16 protein-coding genes are annotated in these 17,275 nt (G+C 51.8%); 11 read left to right on the top strand and 5 right to left on the bottom strand.

Features of this window, described 5'->3' with window-relative positions:
• Positions 1-13 precede the first annotated feature (13 nt).
• The 6 genes from JI741_RS24125 (at position 14) to JI741_RS24150 (ending at position 7,019) form a co-directional block, all read left to right on the top strand.
• The gene (locus JI741_RS24125; RefSeq protein ID WP_202014000.1) at positions 14-883 is read left to right on the top strand and encodes a zinc-dependent peptidase; all 870 of its coding nucleotides are present in this window, start codon (positions 14-16) and stop codon (positions 881-883) included.
• 51 nt (positions 884-934) lie between these two features.
• The gene (locus JI741_RS24130; RefSeq protein WP_202014001.1) at positions 935-1,897 is read left to right on the top strand and encodes an ABC transporter ATP-binding protein; all 963 of its coding nucleotides are present in this window, start codon (positions 935-937) and stop codon (positions 1,895-1,897) included.
• 228 nt (positions 1,898-2,125) lie between these two features.
• Positions 2,126-2,671 (top strand): hypothetical protein, encoded by a 546-nt coding sequence (locus JI741_RS24135; protein ID WP_202014002.1) that lies wholly within the window; start codon positions 2,126-2,128, stop codon positions 2,669-2,671.
• Positions 2,672-2,930: 259 nt separating this feature from the next.
• Positions 2,931-5,228 (top strand): transglycosylase domain-containing protein, encoded by a 2,298-nt coding sequence (locus JI741_RS24140; protein ID WP_202014003.1) that lies wholly within the window; start codon positions 2,931-2,933, stop codon positions 5,226-5,228.
• Positions 5,229-5,408: 180 nt separating this feature from the next.
• Positions 5,409-5,831 carry a PRC-barrel domain-containing protein gene (locus JI741_RS24145; protein WP_202014004.1) on the top strand — a complete coding sequence of 141 codons (423 nt, stop codon included), beginning with the start codon at positions 5,409-5,411 and terminating at the stop codon, positions 5,829-5,831.
• A 525-nt stretch (positions 5,832-6,356) separates the two neighbouring features.
• Positions 6,357-7,019, top strand: coding sequence for an alpha/beta hydrolase family protein (locus JI741_RS24150; RefSeq protein ID WP_202014005.1), 663 nt, complete (start codon positions 6,357-6,359; stop codon positions 7,017-7,019).
• A gap of 61 nt (positions 7,020-7,080) precedes the next feature.
• On the opposite strand, the gene JI741_RS24155 is transcribed toward JI741_RS24150, so the two are convergent.
• Positions 7,081-7,365, bottom strand: coding sequence for a hypothetical protein (locus tag JI741_RS24155; RefSeq protein ID WP_202014006.1), 285 nt, complete (start codon positions 7,363-7,365; stop codon positions 7,081-7,083).
• A 319-nt stretch (positions 7,366-7,684) separates the two neighbouring features.
• On the opposite strand from JI741_RS24155, the gene JI741_RS24160 reads away from it, so the two are divergent.
• The 3 genes from JI741_RS24160 (at position 7,685) to JI741_RS24170 (ending at position 9,244) form a co-directional block, all read left to right on the top strand.
• On the top strand, positions 7,685-7,882 hold the full coding sequence (locus tag JI741_RS24160) for a cold-shock protein (protein WP_202014007.1): 198 nt from the start codon (positions 7,685-7,687) through the stop codon (positions 7,880-7,882).
• Between the two features lie 97 nt (positions 7,883-7,979).
• Positions 7,980-8,762 carry a carboxylesterase family protein gene (locus tag JI741_RS24165; RefSeq protein WP_202014008.1) on the top strand — a complete coding sequence of 261 codons (783 nt, stop codon included), beginning with the start codon at positions 7,980-7,982 and terminating at the stop codon, positions 8,760-8,762.
• Between the two features lie 20 nt (positions 8,763-8,782).
• A complete protein-coding gene (locus tag JI741_RS24170) occupies positions 8,783-9,244 on the top strand; it encodes a hypothetical protein (protein ID WP_202014009.1) in 462 nt (153 codons plus the stop codon).
• A gap of 1 nt (position 9,245) precedes the next feature.
• Here the strand turns inward: JI741_RS24170 and JI741_RS24175 are convergent, their stop codons facing one another.
• A complete protein-coding gene (locus JI741_RS24175) occupies positions 9,246-10,364 on the bottom strand; it encodes an MBL fold metallo-hydrolase (protein WP_202014010.1) in 1,119 nt (372 codons plus the stop codon).
• A gap of 199 nt (positions 10,365-10,563) precedes the next feature.
• On the opposite strand from JI741_RS24175, the gene JI741_RS24180 reads away from it, so the two are divergent.
• Positions 10,564-12,927, top strand: a complete 2,364-nt coding sequence (locus JI741_RS24180; RefSeq protein WP_202014011.1) for an ABC transporter permease — start codon at positions 10,564-10,566, stop codon at positions 12,925-12,927.
• Between the two features lie 15 nt (positions 12,928-12,942).
• Here JI741_RS24180 and JI741_RS24185 read toward each other — a convergent pair whose 3' ends face one another.
• The 3 genes from JI741_RS24185 to JI741_RS24195 all read right to left on the bottom strand — a co-directional run bounded on the left by JI741_RS24185 (position 12,943) and on the right by JI741_RS24195 (position 14,359).
• A complete protein-coding gene (locus JI741_RS24185; protein ID WP_202014012.1) occupies positions 12,943-13,137 on the bottom strand; it encodes a YwbE family protein in 195 nt (64 codons plus the stop codon).
• Between the two features lie 144 nt (positions 13,138-13,281).
• Positions 13,282-13,863, bottom strand: a complete 582-nt coding sequence (locus JI741_RS24190) for a DUF4142 domain-containing protein (protein WP_202014013.1) — start codon at positions 13,861-13,863, stop codon at positions 13,282-13,284.
• A gap of 25 nt (positions 13,864-13,888) precedes the next feature.
• Positions 13,889-14,359 (bottom strand): ferritin-like domain-containing protein, encoded by a 471-nt coding sequence (locus JI741_RS24195; protein WP_202014014.1) that lies wholly within the window; start codon positions 14,357-14,359, stop codon positions 13,889-13,891.
• Between the two features lie 355 nt (positions 14,360-14,714).
• Here JI741_RS24195 and JI741_RS24200 point away from each other — a divergent pair, with 355 nt between their 5' ends.
• The gene (locus JI741_RS24200; RefSeq protein WP_202014015.1) at positions 14,715-17,204 is read left to right on the top strand and encodes a zinc-dependent metalloprotease; all 2,490 of its coding nucleotides are present in this window, start codon (positions 14,715-14,717) and stop codon (positions 17,202-17,204) included.
• Positions 17,205-17,275: the final 71 nt, after the last annotated feature.

Genomic DNA, 17,275 nt, shown 5'->3' on the forward strand with positions numbered 1-17,275 from the left:
GGGTTTTCCGGGTATGATTCCTTTTTTTATCATCATTGCGTTCTGTATTGGATTTGGCATTTTCTATTCCCGGCAACACCAGAAGAAGGTGGTGACAACGCCCATTCCTGAGGCATGGAAAGCCATTTTGCGTCAGAATGTGACGTTCTACACCAACCTTCCCGCATCCGAAAAGCAACGGTTTGAAAACGATGTGATGCGCTTCCTGGCCAACGTGCGCATTACCGGTATCGAAACCACCCTCGACATCACCGACAAATTGCTCGTGGCCAGTAGCGCGGCTATTCCTGTGTTCGGATTTCCCGATTGGGACTATACCTTCCTGGACGAGGTGTTGCTTTATCCTGGCCACTTCGATCGCGACTACGACATTGGAAGCAAAAACGAAGCTATCCTGGGCATGGTGGGCAGCGGAACGCTCGAAGGCAAAATGATCCTGTCCCAACCCGCCCTTCGCGCAGGCTTCGCGAACCGGTCGGATAAACAAAACGTGGGCATCCACGAGTTCGTTCACCTCCTCGACAAGGAGGACGGGAGCGTCGACGGCGTTCCTACTGTTCTGAACGACAAGGCCTATGCCGGCCCCTGGCTGCAACTGATTCATGCCAGCATGAAAGACATCCTGAAAGGAAAGAGCGACATCAATGTTTATGGCGCCACCAACGAACAAGAGTTTCTTGCCGTGGTGGGCGAATACTTTTTTGAACGCCCGCAGTTGCTTCAGAAAAATCACCCTCAGCTTTACACACTTCTCGCGCAAGCCTTTCACCAGGACACGGCGCGTCTTGCCGGGGCAGCGCCGCCCGTGCGCTCTTCCATTCAGCGGAACGATCCGTGCCCGTGTGGTCTGGACAAGAAGTTCAAGCATTGCTGTGGAGCGTAGTATGAAATTTACGTGGCCAACACCAGGACGTTCAGCACCAACAAACATTGCATGGCATTTCTAGAAGTATCCGGAATTTATAAGCAGCGCGACGATGGCCACGTGCTCAGGAACATCAGCTTTTCACTTGGGCAGTTTCAGAAGATAGCGATTGCTGGCGAAACCGGATCGGGGAAGAGCACTTTACTGAAAGCCATTGCCGGGTTGAATCAGCCCGACGCCGGAGAGATCTTTTTTGAAGGTGTGCGCGTGTTGGGCGCTGGAGAGAAACTGGTGGCTGGCCATCCGGCAATCGCTTATCTGTCACAGCATTTTGAATTGCCCAAGTCACTTCGTATCGAACAAGTGTTGCACTACGCCAGCAAGCTTTCGGACGACGACGCTCAACGCTTGTATGACGTGTGCCAGATCACGCATTTGCTGGGGCGCAAAACCGACCAACTGTCGGGAGGCGAACGTCAGCGGGTTGCGCTGGCAAAGTTGCTCATAACGTCGCCAAAGTTGTTGCTGATGGACGAACCCTTCTCGAACCTGGATATGGCTCATAAAACCACCCTGAAGGCTGTGGTGGATGACATCGGGCATAGGTTGGGCATTTCGTGTATGCTGGTGTCGCACGATCCAGATGACACCTTGCCCTGGGCCGATTCCATTATCGTGATACGCGATGGAGAAATCGTGCAGCAGGGAAGCCCACACGAGGTTTACCATGCACCAATCAACGAATATGTGGCCGCGCTCTTTGGTAAGTATTTCATTCTCACGCCTTCGCTGGCAAAAGCCTTTGGGCATGCCTCTGACGAAGGCCGTTTTGTGAGACCTGAGGAATTCCAGGTGTCGCGCGAGGGCCGGCTCGGGCAACCCGGTGTTGTTTCGGCCGTGCACTATTTTGGAAGTCATTATGAGCTGGATGTTGCTGTTGCCGGACAACTCCTCACCGTGCGAGGCAAAGATCCTTTTGCAAAAGGAGAGAACGTCTTCATTTTATTTACTTCGCAAGACGCAGTTATTTGATATTTCGGACGAACCCAACACGGTGTAGGCGGGGTAACTTTTTCCGTTGAGATGGGTTGAACGGTATTAGATGGGATTACAATCGTTTACGAACACTTTGGCGCTGGCTTGGGATGGAGTCGTCTTCGTTGCCCGGACTGAAATTCTGGAGAAGGATGGAAAGCCTTACGCCGATCCCCGTTAACCTGCACGCTGCTGTAATTTCGCCCATTCAATTTAACGTGCAGTATGGATCATTCAACCGACCAGGTAACAATCGCCGTGGCGTTCATCACGGACATCCTGAAAATCTACAAAGAGAAATCACAAAAAGACTACGAAACCCTGAAGGCCATGACGGCCAACATCAACTTGCAGATCCCGACACACCAGGTGCCGATGGATATCTACAACAAAATGTGTGACTATATCGAACAGCAATTGGGCCAGGCCAACATGCGTGTGGTGGGCCGGCAAATTGGCCGCACAGCCTTCGAAGCCATGAAGACCTATAAGATGGTAAGCGACAAATCGACGCCGCTCGAAACCATGAAAGCCCTCGCCACCACGGCCAGCACCATGATCAAGGACCCGAAAGGAAGAGGCTGGGAGATTCTCGAATCATCGCCCAAGCACATCACCATGCGCAGAACCCAGACCTTCAACAGTTCGCTGCAATTCGGGTTGCTGGACGAAATCATTCGCAAAACCGGTGTGCTATCACCCAAAGTGGAATATGCGAAATCAGTAAAAGCTGGTGACTCCTTCGACGACTACAAGATCTCCTGGATATAGAATCACGTTAACGGTCATATTGTTTTTTGAAAAGGAGGGAAGCCTCCTTTTTTTTGTGGCCGAATGTCTGGTCACTCCTATGTTATGATAACCACTGACCGTGGAAAATTTACACACCTTCGTCTTGTCACCCGGTAACCTCATTCTCGCAAGACAGCTCATAACGACGCATGGCGGCTCATTATGGCCATTGATCGGAAGAAATTAAACTGTGCATGCTTTTTGTCGAGGGCTTGTCGTTAGTTTGCCGAACCCTACTATGAAGCAATCATTTTTTGAACTGTTGGAGCGCCTGAAGGTGGCCCTGGGCCGTGTTGTTAATTCTTCATTCCGGCATCAGCGAGCCATACGCATCGCCCTGCTCGCGGTGGCGGGTTTGCTGGCATTGATATTTCTGTTTGTCGGGCTGGTTTGGATTGGACTGTTTGGCCATGTTCCCAACCGGACCGAGCTCCGAACCATACGACATCAGGTAGCCACAGAAGTATATAGCGCCGACAGTGTACTGCTGGGCCGTTACTATTTGCAAGAACGTTCCACCGTTCCGTCGTCGGCCATTTCCGATAATCTCAAGAACGCACTCATTGCCACGGAAGACGCCCGTTTCTATCAGCACAGCGGCATCGACACGCGGAGTCTGTTCAGGGTATTCATCAAAGGCATTCTTTTTCAACGCGAGTCGGCAGGCGGGGGGAGCACGTTGACGCAACAGCTTGCCAAGAATTTGTATCCGCGTCAATCGCATGCTGTTTTCTCGCTCGCGGCTAACAAGGTGAAGGAGATGATTGTTGCACGTCGCCTGGAGCGCGTGTATTCAAAGGATGAGATCCTTACGCTATACCTGAACACCATTCCTTTTGGCGACAATGTGTATGGCATCAAAACGGCGGCCGAGCGATTCTATTCCGTGCCCGTCAATAAGCTCACCACAGATCAATCTGCCGTGCTGGTGGGGATGCTGAAGGCCACGCACACTTACAATCCCCGGATATTTCCCGAACGTGCCAAGGGCAGACGCGATGTGGTGCTGGAGCAGATGGAGAAATACGGTTATCTCACTGAAGAGGAAAAAACGTCGTTGCAAAAACGTCCCTTAAAACTTCAGTACCAAAGGCTCACACACAACTCGGGACTTGCTCCCTACTTTCGTTCCTATATCCAGAACGAATTGCTCGCCTGGTGTCAAAAACATCAGAAGGCCGATGGCACGCCTTACAACTTATATACCGATGGCTTGAAAGTATATACCACCATCGACTCGCGCATGCAACGCTATGCCGAGCAAGCCATGCAGCTGCACATGAAGATTCTTCAAAAGAAATTTGTAGCGCAGGTAGACAAGCGAAGTGTAAAAAACGCTGCAGCAGCCAAACTTAAGTTCATGCCACGCTATGTGTCCCAAAAGCGCGAAGGGCTCTCGGAGAAAGAGATCATGGCTGACTGGAAAAAAGGTGGTCTCCGAAAAGTGTTTACATGGGATGGCGAAAAAGAAATGGACATGAGCGCTTACGATTCTTTGGTGCATCATCTCCAGTTTTTGCAGGCAGGCATACTCGCAGTCGATCCTCATTCCGGCGCCATCAAAGCTTGGGTAGGAGGGATCGATCATGAATTTTTCCAATTCGACCACGTGCGTGAAACCACGAAGCGGCAAGTTGGATCCACCTTCAAGCCGATAGTGTATGCCTCTGCCGTGGAGCAAGGCGTGAGTCCTTGCGACTATATTTCAGCACGCAAAACGGCCTACACAAACATGGAAGGCTGGACCCCTGAGAATTCGCACGACGATACCTATGATCAGAAGTATTCTATGGAAGGCGGCCTGGCCGGTTCCGTCAACACGGTGTCGGTGAAGCTGCTCGAGAAGGCGGGCATACCCAACGCCATTGCCACCGCCCGCAAGATGGGCATCACCAGCGAACTTCCGGCGGTGCCTTCCATCGCGCTCGGCACACCGTCTATTTCGATGTTGGAAATGGTCGGCGCCTACAGCGTATTTGCCAACGGAGGCAACCACGTGGAACCTACTTATCTCACGGCGATTGCAGAAGGCAACGGCACTGTGCTGGAGCAATTTGACGTGAAGCCCAAACCTACCCGCGCCGTCGCGAAGGAGACGGCCGACATCATGCTGCACATGCTTGAGCGTGTGGTGAACGAAGGCACCGGCGCAAGCCTGCGCTCGCGCTACGGCCTGCGAAACGACATCGCCGGCAAAACGGGCACAACCCAATCTAACGCCGACGGGTGGTTTATCGGCATCACGCCCAAGCTGGTGATTGGCTGCTGGGTAGGAGCAGACGATCCGGCCATTCACTTCCGCAGTACCTCACTGGGCCAGGGGGCTTCCACGGCGCTGCCCATTGTGGGCGGCATGCTCCAGCAAATGAACAAGGACAACACACTTCGCGCCGTCACCACCGCGCGCTTTGCACCGCTCTCGCCTGAGGTGGCGGGTAAATTGGATTGCAGCATGGCGCGCTCGGACCGGAACTTCTTTCAGCGTCTCTTCAAGACCAAAAAGAAAACGAAACGCACAACATTCCGTGACCGTTGACGTCAGTCGGCTTTGGCCACTCCCATCGCTGTTTACTAATTGCCCCAGGTGCGCGTAAAATCCACACTGTCCTTTTAAAGAAAAGCGGCTTCGATGCTTCTGAGCACATTTCGTTTTCTGCACGATTTTTAATCTGCTTTTCCTGAAACACTATGTTCAACCTTAAACAAAGGAGGGATTATGAATGTGCACGGAAAAGATTATGAAGTAGACAATGTGACGGGGAGAAATCATGAGGGGCCGATGGCCAATCTTCCGGTTCGACGCCTCACGGCCACCTCTATCATTGGTGACCCGGTGCAGAATGAAGAGGGCGAAAGCCTGGGCACGATCGATAACCTGATGATCAACGTTGTGAGCGGCGGCATTGACTATGCTGTGCTCGAATTCGGTTCGTTTCTGGGGTTGGGCGGCAAACTGTTCGCCATCCCGTTCACCAAACTTTATCTCGACGCTGATCGGGAGTGTTTTGTGCTGGACCGCGACCGCGACAGTTTCAAATCCATGCCGGGTTTTGACAAGAGCCATTGGCCGGCCACCAACGATCATTCCTATTATAACGACGTCAATTCATATTGGGGCGACACGATAGCGCCTGTCTAACAAAGAAAACGCCATTGCGCTGTGGGGCGGTCCATGCATCTTCCGGGATAGGTTAAGGTTGGAAGACGCAGGATAGCCCCCTCGCTGGCGCTCCGAACTTACACCTGCCAGGGTCAATTGATTGCTAAAAACTGCTCAAAGCTTTACGATATATCGTTGATTATCCACGATATATCGTCATTCATCCACTACGGCTTTTCTCGGAATCGCTGTTTCCAGGTCAGAAATGTCTGCTTGTCTCCAAAGCATAGTCCACCATCATTCCATTGAAGGTATCCATGGATTTGTCTTTGGGCTTCTTTGTTCTGCCATAACCATGCGTTCGTAGTGTTCAGGACTTGGGTGTAGGGTGCCTTTACTCATCCTCCGTTTATCCTCCGTATTTAAACGGAGGATAAACGGAGGATGGTTAGAGCTAATACCTTGCCACGAACAACAGGTCCACTGGCGGTTTGCCTCTCAATATTTCTACATTTCAACCGCTTCTTTTTTATCTTCGCATTCACCATTTTGACTTCATAAGGCATGAGTGCAACAACCCCCGAAACGATAACCATTCCCGTATCCGACAGCATTGGCGCGGTGTCGGGACTGCTTATTTTGCCTGAACATCCTAAGGCCCTGATGGTGCTGGCACATGGAGCAGGAGCAGGAATGGAGCACGCGTTCATGGAAAAGCTTGCCTGGCAATTGGCCGGAGTGGGCATCGGCACGCTGCGCTACAACTTCCCGTTTACCGAAAACAAGAAGAAGCGGCCCGACGTGGCGGCTGTAGCAGAAAAAACCGTAGGGGCTGCGTTGGCAAAAGCGCGTGAGCTGTTTCCGAAGCTTCCCTTGTTTGCAGCAGGCAAGTCGTTTGGAGGAAGAATGTCGTCGCGGTTTCTATCAGGAAAGTCAGACACGGGCATCCGCGGCATAGTCTTCTATGGCTTTCCCCTTCATCCGGCAGGAGCTCCCGCAACGGATCGGGCAGAGCACCTCGGACAGGTTGCCGTTCCCATACTGTTTCTTCAGGGCACAAGAGATGCCCTGGCAGATCTGACGCTGATCACCCAGGTATGCGGAAAGCTTCCGTTGGCCACACTGGTGACTTTCGAGGGAGCCGATCATTCATTCAAAAAAGGGAAAAAGGAGTTTATCGAAGAGTTGGTACCGGCAACCGCTGACTGGCTAAAGGAGAAACTGTAGGAATCGATTGCTGTTCAACAAACTAACATCACAACGGAAGGGCGTCGCCCCATCGGCATTTTTAAATGCTGCTCTTATAGGGCAGGCGCGGCTTTGAAACATTGTGCTTCGACTCCACAAATTCTTCGATGCTGTTGTAGAAGCGCAGGCGGTGTTTGAAGATTGTTTTGCTTCCAATGGCCTTTTTGAAATCGCGGAGACAATGTTTGTCTTCGATCCAATAGAGTGTGAGGCCACGTTCGTTTGAGAAGCCAGGCATGAACGTGAAGCTGGAGTGCTCCAGGTTGTGCCGTACGTCGTTTTCGAAATTAGCCTTGCCTCTTAAATACACGGTTGTCCATTCCATAGTTATCTTTTGCGTTGTCGCGTTTAACGGATTTAAATTCTGGATTCCCAAGCCTTGCAGCACGGCCTTCGGGCGAATGCTCGCCCAGGGAAATTTTGTTTGCTTCTTGCTGTTTATCAATAAGTTACGCATACAAATCTACTATCAATACGCGAAGTTGCGGTGATTAGTTTCAGTAATTGCGAAAGAATTGCACAAATCATTACAGGAAGGAGAAATGCTTCCCAATCCGATAATTTTATTACGTCGTGTTGACGCCGAACTGCGTTACTTAGAAATATTCTATTATCTTTGCGTCAAGTTTTTATAATTATTAATAATGAAAGAAGGAACAGTAAAATTCTTTAATGAATCCAAAGGATTCGGATTTATCAAAGAAACAGCAACAGGACAAGAGTATTTTGTACACATCTCAGGACTTCTTGTCGATGCAATTCACGAAAATGATGAAGTCACTTTCGAATTGAAAGAAGGCAAAAAAGGATTGAATGCGGTTAACGTTCGTTTAGCCAACTAATAACACATCATTCTTGCACAAAAGCCACCCCGACAGATCGGGGTGGCTTTTTTGTTTTTATATTCATCCCGCACATTTTTAAAACCAGCACCCCGGCATGAAACGCATATTCCTCATGAGTTTTCTCTCCCTCTTTGCTTACCTGAAAGGCCTTACGCAGGACTTTTCACTGTTCGACAAGAAGACTTTCACCGGGTCGGCCGGAACGCTTCCGTATCGGATTCTATATCCCAAGGCATATGACGAGAAGAATGTCTATCCGCTGGTGTTGCTGCTGCACGGCGCCGGCGAACGGGGAAACGACAACGAGAAGCAGCTCACCTGGGGCGCCTCCATCTTTCTGAATGCCGAACACCGCGCCACCTTTCCCTGCATCGTTGTGATTCCGCAATGCCCGACAAACGACTATTGGGCATCGGTGAAATTTGAGCGCACCCACTATCCGCTTGATCTTGATTTTAACTACACCTATCCCGAGACCACCGCGCTCAAGACCGCCATGGAGCTTGTGGAAGACATCACAAAGCGCGAACGGGTCGATAAGCGGCGGGTCTATATCGTCGGATTATCGATGGGTGGAATGGGCACGTTCGAGGCAGTGTTTCGGCATCGCGATGTGTTTGCAGCGGCCATTCCCATTTGTGGTGGCGCCGACCTGAAAGCATATACCCGGCGCGTGGCCAAGATTCCGTTTTGGATCTTTCACGGTGAGAAAGACAACGTGGTGCCTGTCAAACATTCGCGTAACATCTATGCAAAGTTGAAGAGCTTCGAAGCTCAGGTTAAATACACAGAATATCCCGGCGTGGGGCACGACAGTTGGGTGAAGGCCTTTGCCGACACCGACTTCATTCCCTGGCTATTCACCAACAAACGCTGAAACGAAACACTTACACACTTATGAAAAACACGAAACGAATTTATACAGGATTGTCGTCGCTGGTCCTCGTGCTGCTGCTAACCGCCTGCTCGCTCAAGGCTCAAAAAGAGTCGGACATCCGCCAGATTGAATTCACCAAAACCGGTCGGGGCTATCAGGAAAACGTGAGGGTCACAGCCGATAGCGTGATCTCGAAAATAGAAGACTTCAGGGCCGAAGAGAAATCGAAACGGACCGGCAGAAAACTCGCGCCCAAAGAATGGGAAACATTGCTCAAGACGTTGGCCGGTGTTGAGTTGAAAGAAGTTCCAACGCTTCCTCCACCAACAGACCGACGCGCATACGACGGCGCGTTAGCGGCCAGTCTTCAGATCACCACCACACAAAATCAAACCTTTGGTCATTCGTTCGACAACGAAGAGCCTCACGCTAAGCTCGTGCCCCTGATGAAAGCGGTGCGCGCGCTCACGGCCTCGAAGTGATTTATTCCCACCAGGCTTTATTGGGCAGGTAACTGTTCAACTTCAACACTTCGCCGATGCGGGGTGTGGTGAGGGGCATGTGCAACACCGCGGCTTCCTTTTTTGCGCGGCGAATAGGATCGCGCCAGGGATGGACGGACAGGGTGAACTTGCCCCAGTGCACCGGCATGAGCACGCGTGTTTTCAGATCGATGGCCGCCTGAACGGTTTGCTCCGGCATCATGTGTATGAACGGCCACTTGCGGTCGTATTGTCCGCATTCCAGCAGGGCAATGTCGAAGGGACCGAATTTGTCGCCGATGTTTTTGAACGAGCCGTCATAGCCCGAGTCGCCCCCGATGAATATCCGGTTTGTGGGTGTGCTCAGCACGAACGATGCCCACAGCGTTTGGTAGCGTGTGAACCCTCTTCCTGAAAAATGTCTTGCCGGTGTTGCTGTCAGTTGCATGCCCGGCGAAATGGTTTCGCCTTCCCACCAGTCGAATTCATGGATGCGTTCTTCTTCGATGCCCCAGTGTGCGAGGTGCGATCCCACGCCCAGGGCGGTATAGAAGTTTTTGGTTTTGTCTTTCAGTTTCAGGATGCTATTGTAGTCGAGGTGGTCGTAGTGATCGTGCGTGATAATCACGGCATCGAGGTCGGGGAAGTCGTCGAGGCTGTAGGGTGTCTCAATGGGATAGGCCTTCATGCCCATGTATTGCACGGGCGACGCGCGCAAGCTGAATACAGGATCGACCAGGATATTCTTGCCATCGATGTGGATAAGGTAGGATGAATGTCCGAACCAGACGATGGACGGCTCGCCGTCGGGCAGGTGCTTCAGGTCGGTGCGCACAGAGGGAAGCGTTTTGGTTGGCTCCTTGTCTTCGCCCTTCGAGAAGTATTCGGTGACCATATCCATATACGAAACGTCTTTTGCCAGCATGGGCGTTTCTTCCAGGTTCTGAAAGGCGCCGTCGCGATAGTGTGGCGATTTTTTGATGCGTTCCAGTCGTGCGCCGGAAGGAAGTTTGCCAAAGGGTTTCTGCTGCATAAACAAGTAGGTAATCAAGCTGAGGGCCACAACCGTTAGCGCCAGGCCTTTAATGATTCTGATAACAATCCGTTTCAGTCGTGACATAGGGATGAGTCGCAAAAGGTAGCCTTATTATTTTGCCCGCCCGTAAAAAAATTGCGCCGTCGTGCAACCTAAGTCAGCGTAGATCAATCTTTCTGCCGTCCAGGTTTTCAATTGAAAGGGTGCAAGGTCCAAAAAAATTGAACCCTAACCCTTGAAACCTTTCACCTTTCATCCAGTACCTCATCAAACGCCAAACCCCATGCTGAAGAACTACCTGCTCGTCACTTTCCGGAACCTGGTTAAAAACAGTGTCTACTCGGTCATCAACATCGCCGGTCTTTCCATCGGCATTGCGTGCAGCATCCTCATCCTGCTGTGGGTGTTCGACGAGCTTTCGTTTGACCGCTTTCATCCCAAAACCGACAGGCTTTTCCAGGTGTGGATACATGCTTCCTACGACGGCAAAATAAATTCCTGGACGTCGGTGCCCTTGCCTACCTATGAGGCCATGAAGACGGCCGACAGCAACATCAAGAACTCTGTTGTTGCCGACTGGGGTGGTGATCACATGCTGACGGTGGGGGAGACGCGCATTCTGAAGAAAGGACATTATGTGAGCGAAGAGTTTCTTACCATGTTTGAGTTCCCGCTCGTTAAGGGTAATGCCGCGCAGGTGTTGACCGACGTTCACTCCATTGTTATCAGCGAAGCTGCAGCCAAAGCGTTGTTTGGCGATGCCGATCCGATCAATCAGGTGATCCGCGTGGACGACGAAGCAGATTTGAAGGTGACCGGTGTGCTGAAGAACGTGCCCGAAAATTCAAGCTTCCAGTTCGACTGCCTGTTGCCATGGAAATATAATGAGACGCGTTCGTGGGTTAAGGAAAACAAAAGCAACTGGGGCAACTATTCGTTTCAGGTGTTTGTAGAGCTCAACGACGGCAACAAGGAAGAAGCCGTGGAGAAAGCGATTGTAGACATGCTCGCCAAGCACGACCAGGTGGATACGAAGCGTGAGTTTTTTCTTCATCCGCTGGCCCGCTGGCGCCTGCATTCCCACTTTGAAAATGGGAAGGAAAGCGGCGGCATGATCGAGTATGTTCAGATGTTTACGGTCATCGCCATCTTCATTCTCATCATCGCCTGCATCAACTTCATGAACCTGGCCACGGCGCGTTCCGAACGGCGTGCACGTGAAGTGGGCATACGCAAGAGCGTGGGATCGCGACGGTTTGAAATTATCTTTCAGTTTCTGGGCGAGTCTTTGCTAATCTCCTTCCTGGCGTTTGTGATTGCCGTATTGCTGGCAGAGTTGCTGTTGCCGGCTTATAATAATCTCGTAGACAAGCATCTGTTCATTGCCTATAACAGCGCGTCGTTCTGGATATTTGCTTTTGGTCTTATCTTCTTCACGGGCATTATCTCGGGTAGTTATCCGGCATTCTACCTGTCGTCGTTTCAGCCTTCCAAAGTATTGAAAGGCAAAGTGCAGGTGGGAAAAAGTGCCAGTCTGCCGCGGAAGATATTGGTGACGCTGCAGTTCGGTTTTTCTATTCTGCTCATCATCGGCACGCTGGTTATCTACCGGCAAATCGAACACGTGAAGAGTCGCGACCTGGGCTATAGCCAGAAGAACCTCATCACGGTTGACTATACCACCGACGTTGGCAAGAACTACAAAGTATTGAAACAGGAACTCCTTCAATCGGGGGCGGTGAGTTCGGTCACGAAATCAAACAGTCCCATCACGGGCATCTATTCGAACAATTTTTTGGCCTGGCCAGGCATGGAGCCAGGACGCAAGGTGTTGTTTGCCACCATTGCCACAGAATATGACTACACCAAAACCATGGGCATAAAACTGGTGGAAGGCCGCGATTTCTCCGAGGATTTCAAAAGCGACACTGCTGCCATCCTTGTGAACAAAGCCGCAATGGACATCATGCAACTGAAAAACCCTCTTGGTGCACAGCTTGACCTATGGGACAGGAAGGTGGAATTGATCGGCATCGTAGACAATGTTTTGATGGGATCGCCCGAACATCAGATCGGCCCCATGTTCATCGTGTTGCAGCCGGAGTGGATCAGCGCGGTGTCTATACGCCTCGCCGGCGCCAATGATTTGAAGGAAGAGCTGAGCAAAGTGGAAGCGATTTTCAAGAAGTACAATCCTGCCTATCCGTTTGAATATACGTTTGTGGATGTGGAGTTTCAGAAGAAGTTCACCACCATTGCCATGACCAGCAAACTGGCAAGCCTCTTTGCATCGCTGGCCATTTTCATTACGGGCCTGGGCTTGTTTGGCCTGGCGGCATTCACGGCAGAGCAGCGCACCAAGGAGATTGGCATCCGCAAGGTGTTGGGAGCTTCGGTGGGCAGCTTGGTGGGTTTGATGTCGAAAGATTTCTCGCGACTTGTCATCATCGCCTTTGTGGTGGCGGCGCCGGTGGCGTGGTGGTTGTTGAATATTTTCCTGGAGCGCTATCAGTATCGCATCAGCATTCCGTGGTGGGTGTTTCCGTTCACGGGCTTTGTGGCGCTGGCGTTTGCGTTGATCATTGTGAGCACACAGGCGATGCGTGCCGCCAGAAGCAACCCGGTGAATTCGCTTCGGAACGAGTAAACATGTTGTGGGGTGCTAATCAAGTATCTCTTTCACTCTGCCCACGTCGCCCGACTCCAGCCTCACCTTGATGCCGTGGGTGTGGTTGGGCGACTTGGTGAGAATGTCTTTCACCACGCCTTCGGTTAGTGCGCCCGAGCGCTGATCTTTTTTGAGGACAATGGCCACGCGTTGGCCGGCCCGGATGTTTGAGCGTTGTGTTCCGTTCATCTGCCAGTATTATGCTGAACGGCAAAGCTAATACCTTGCAGATCTTTAAAACAAAAAATCAGGTCAGAACTTCGATGCGGATTATTAGTCCTCCTAGGTTCTGACCTGAGATTTTTGAGCTTTTATGCGTTGGCTTGTTCGGCCTTACGATTTCAGATTCTTATCGCACGTGGTCAACTTGTCCAAATGAGTCTTCAGGTGCGGAAGGGTTTGGTTGATCCATTCCTTCAGCGTCGAGTCGTCTGTTTTCTCCCAGTTGCTTTCAAAGTCTTTGATGGTTTTCTCGTGCTTGTCAACGAGCGTGTTGCACCACTTTTTGTCAAAGTCTTTGGCATCCTGTTTTTCAAGGTCGGCAATCTTGTCTTTGGCGTCGTCCTTTTCTTCAACAGGTATGGAGATGCCGCGTTTGGAGGCGAAGTCTTTCAATTGGTTCAGCACCGCGGTGTGATCGTCTACCAGCATGGCGGCGATGGCCTGCACTTCGGTGTTTGAAGATCTGGTTTTGGCAATCTCGGCCATTTTGATCTCGGCATAGTTTCCAGCCACAGCGTTGGCTACAAACTCCGCGTCGCGTTCGGAAGCTTTTGTTTCGAACTTGTCTTCGTTCTGCTCTTCGGCCACCTCGTTGCTATCGGTGTTTTCTTCTTTGTTCTTTGACGGGCCGCAGCCTACCAGGAAAATTCCCAGCGCTAGTGCCGCCAGCATATTAAGGGTTTTATATTTCATGCTTTTGTAGTTTTGGGTTGTATGATTACTTTTCGATTTCGGTGAATTGATCGCGATAGGTCTTCACCAGATCGTGCGATCCTTTCAGCAAAGCTTTCTGACGGGCAATGAGGCCAAGCACGGTAGGATCTACTTCGGAGCCGGAGTCCATCGCATCACTGTAGGCGCGTTGTGCGGCGTCTTCACCAAACTCGCAGGCGCGGAGCATAGACACGGCGTCGTTGCCGCTGAAGGTTGCCTTCACGTCCATCCACGTTCTGTAGATTTTTCCGGAAGTAGTGGTGTCGGATGCCGGTTGACCACCGAGGTCCACCACTTGCGCCGACAGTTCTTCCACATAGTCACGGCTTTCTTCGGCCATGCGGTGGAAAAGCGTCTTCAGGTCTGCCTCAGCAATTTCTGTGTTGGACGAAGCTTTTTTATAGCCTTCAATTCTGTCGTTATTGATTCGGATGAGGTCGTTCAGTACCTCAATGGTTTTTTCATTCTTTTCCATGAGTGTTGTTCGTTAAGTTATTTGTAAACGTTTTCAACAGGAGGGTAAAAACCATGCCATGCAGGAAACACCCGTTCACGGCGTATGATGTGCTTTTCGGGGCCGTGAGCCACGGTGCTTGGGGAAAAAGATCGCGCTCGTGTGTAGCGCACACCCTAAACGGCGACGAGATGTTGCGTGAAAAACGAAGGCAGACGTGCCTCCGCTACAATTGAGCTGTCTTATATTTCGTTATGCGTAGGCTGGGAGAGGTTAGGCTGAAAACTCTTTGCAGGGGAAAAGGGTTAACTTCAAGACTGAGGTCTGCCGGATGGTGGAATCGCGCGTATTTCATTTTTATAAAAGACAATATTGTATGAGGATACACGTATTTGCCTTTCTGCTCATGGTTCTATCGGTGTCGTTGTTTGCACAGGTTCAGGTGCCTGTTCCGGCCACAACCACCACTGCGCCCGCTGCGCCACAGGATACTACAAAAAAAGAAACACCGGTGTCTGTTCCCGCGGGGAACGACCAGTCGTCGGCACCGCGCAACTACAACAACATTGTTCGCTCCAATACCATCACCCGTCGCGGGCTGTTCACCATTCACAAGACCGACAACAACTACTACTTCGAAATTCCCGACAGCTTGCTAGGCCGTGACCTGCTGATCGTGTGCCGCATTGCGCAGGGGGCAGCGGGCATACGGCAGGAGTATACGGGCTATGCCGGCGATCAGATTAACAACACGGTGATCCGTTTCGAAAAAGGCCCCAGTCACAAACTGTTCCTGCGCCGCATCACCTTCGAGGAAAACGCCGGCGATAGCACCGACGCCATGTATAACGCCGTGGTGCGTTCGAACCTTCAACCGCTCGTGGCCGCGTTTGGTATTGGTGCGTATGGCCCGAGCGGTAGGAGCAGCCTCATCGACGTGACAGACTACATCAATGGCGACAACGACGTGTTCTTTTTCAACTCTGCCGCGCGCAAGACCATGCGTGTGGGCAGCATGCAAAACAACATGAGCTACATCAAGGATGTGAATGCCTTCCCGCTGAACCTGGAAATCAGAACCATAAAGACGTATGTGCAAACGGTGAGCGACAACAATTTTACACTTGAGCTGAACACTTCCGTGGTATTGCTTCCCAAGAAACCCATGCGCAAGCGATTCTCGGACCGGCGCATTGGCTACTTCTCGGAACGCTATACCGACTATGATGCCAACCCGCAAGGCGTGAGGGTGGTGAGCTACATCAAACGCTGGCGCCTCGAGCCCAAACCCGAAGACGTGGCGAAATACATCGCAGGCGAATTGGTGGAGCCTCAGAAACCGATCGTCTACTATATCGACCCGGCCACGCCCAAAGTGTGGGTGCCGTACCTGATCAAAGGTGTGACCGACTGGCAGGTGGCGTTCGAAAAGGCGGGGTTCAAGAATGCGATCATTGCGCTGGAGGCACCCACGGCCCGTGAGAACTCCAACTGGAGCCTCGAGGATTCGCGTCACTCGGCCATTGTCTACAAGCCGTCGTCGTTTGCCAACGCGGCGGGGCCCATCATCACCGATCCCCGAAGCGGCGAGATCCTGGAAAGCCACATCAACTGGTATCACAACCTCATGTCTATTCTGCGGGAGTGGTATATGATTCAATGTGCACCCAACGACCCCCGCGCCCAGAAGATGACCTTCGACGATGAACTGATGGGTCAGCTCATTCGCTCGGTGGCGTCTCACGAAGTGGGGCACTCGCTTGGGCTCACGCACAACTTTGGTGCAAGCGCCACCGTGCCCGTAGAAAAACTTCGCGACCGCGAGTGGCTGGCCACCAACGGCCACACACCGTCGATCATGGACTATGCCCGCTTCAACTATGTGGCCCAACCCGAAGATAGCGTGGGCGAACGCGGACTCATTTCGCGTATCGGTGTGTACGACATCTGGGCCATTGAGTGGGGATACCGTTGGCTGCCCCGTGCAAAGACCGCCGAAGAAGAAACTCCAGTCATGACCATCTGGGCCAACGAGCGCCTGCGCAACGACAAGCTGCGGTTTGGTTCGGAGTTCTCCACAGACGACCCGCGCTCGCAAACCGAAGACCTTGGCGACAACGCCATGCGCGCCGGCGACTATGGCATCAAGAATCTACAACGCGTGGTGCCCCACCTCACCGAGTGGACCTATCAACCGCACGAAGGTTATCGCAGCCTCACAACCATGTATAACGCTCTTACAAACCAGTTTGACTATTACCTCGGCCACGTGATGACCTACATTGGCGGAGAATATGAAACCCTGAAATCCATGGACCAACCCGGACCGGTCTATGAAACGGTGCCGGTAGACCAGCAACGCGAAGCGATGGACTTCCTGTCGCGTCACATCTTTCAAACCCCGATGTGGCTGCTCGACACGGCCATACTCACCCGCATCGGGCAATCGCCAACACAAATTATCAGCCGTTCGCAGGACATGGTGTTGTCGAGTCTGCTCAGCCCTTCGCGCCTTTCGAGGATCGTGACCTCCGAAGCTACTTATGGACGCAAGGCCTATCCGCTCATTAATTACCTCGACGAGCTGGACGAGGCGCTGTGGACCGAACTCAATACGTATGAAAGCATCAGCCTTTACCGGCGCAACCTGCAGCGGTCCTACATCGAACGCCTGCTTGACCTGGCCAGTCCATCCAAATCCGACCGGGAGTATCGCGACGTGGCGCCCATCGTCATCATCAAGCTGGGGGAGATTCAGCAGCACATCAGGAAGGGCATGCTGAAGATGAAAGACGTGATGAGCATCTACCACCTTCGCTACATCGACAACAAAATCACCACCACGCTGGCCGACAAGCAGCGCTGACTCTTTCGTGGCATTATCGGTACGTTAATGTATCTTTAAATTCGCAATATGCGCATCGGCGATCGCGTGGA

Origin of the sequence: Chryseolinea lacunae (genome assembly GCF_016735595.1) — a bacterium.
Lineage (GTDB): Bacteria > Bacteroidota > Bacteroidia > Cytophagales > Cyclobacteriaceae > Chryseolinea > Chryseolinea lacunae.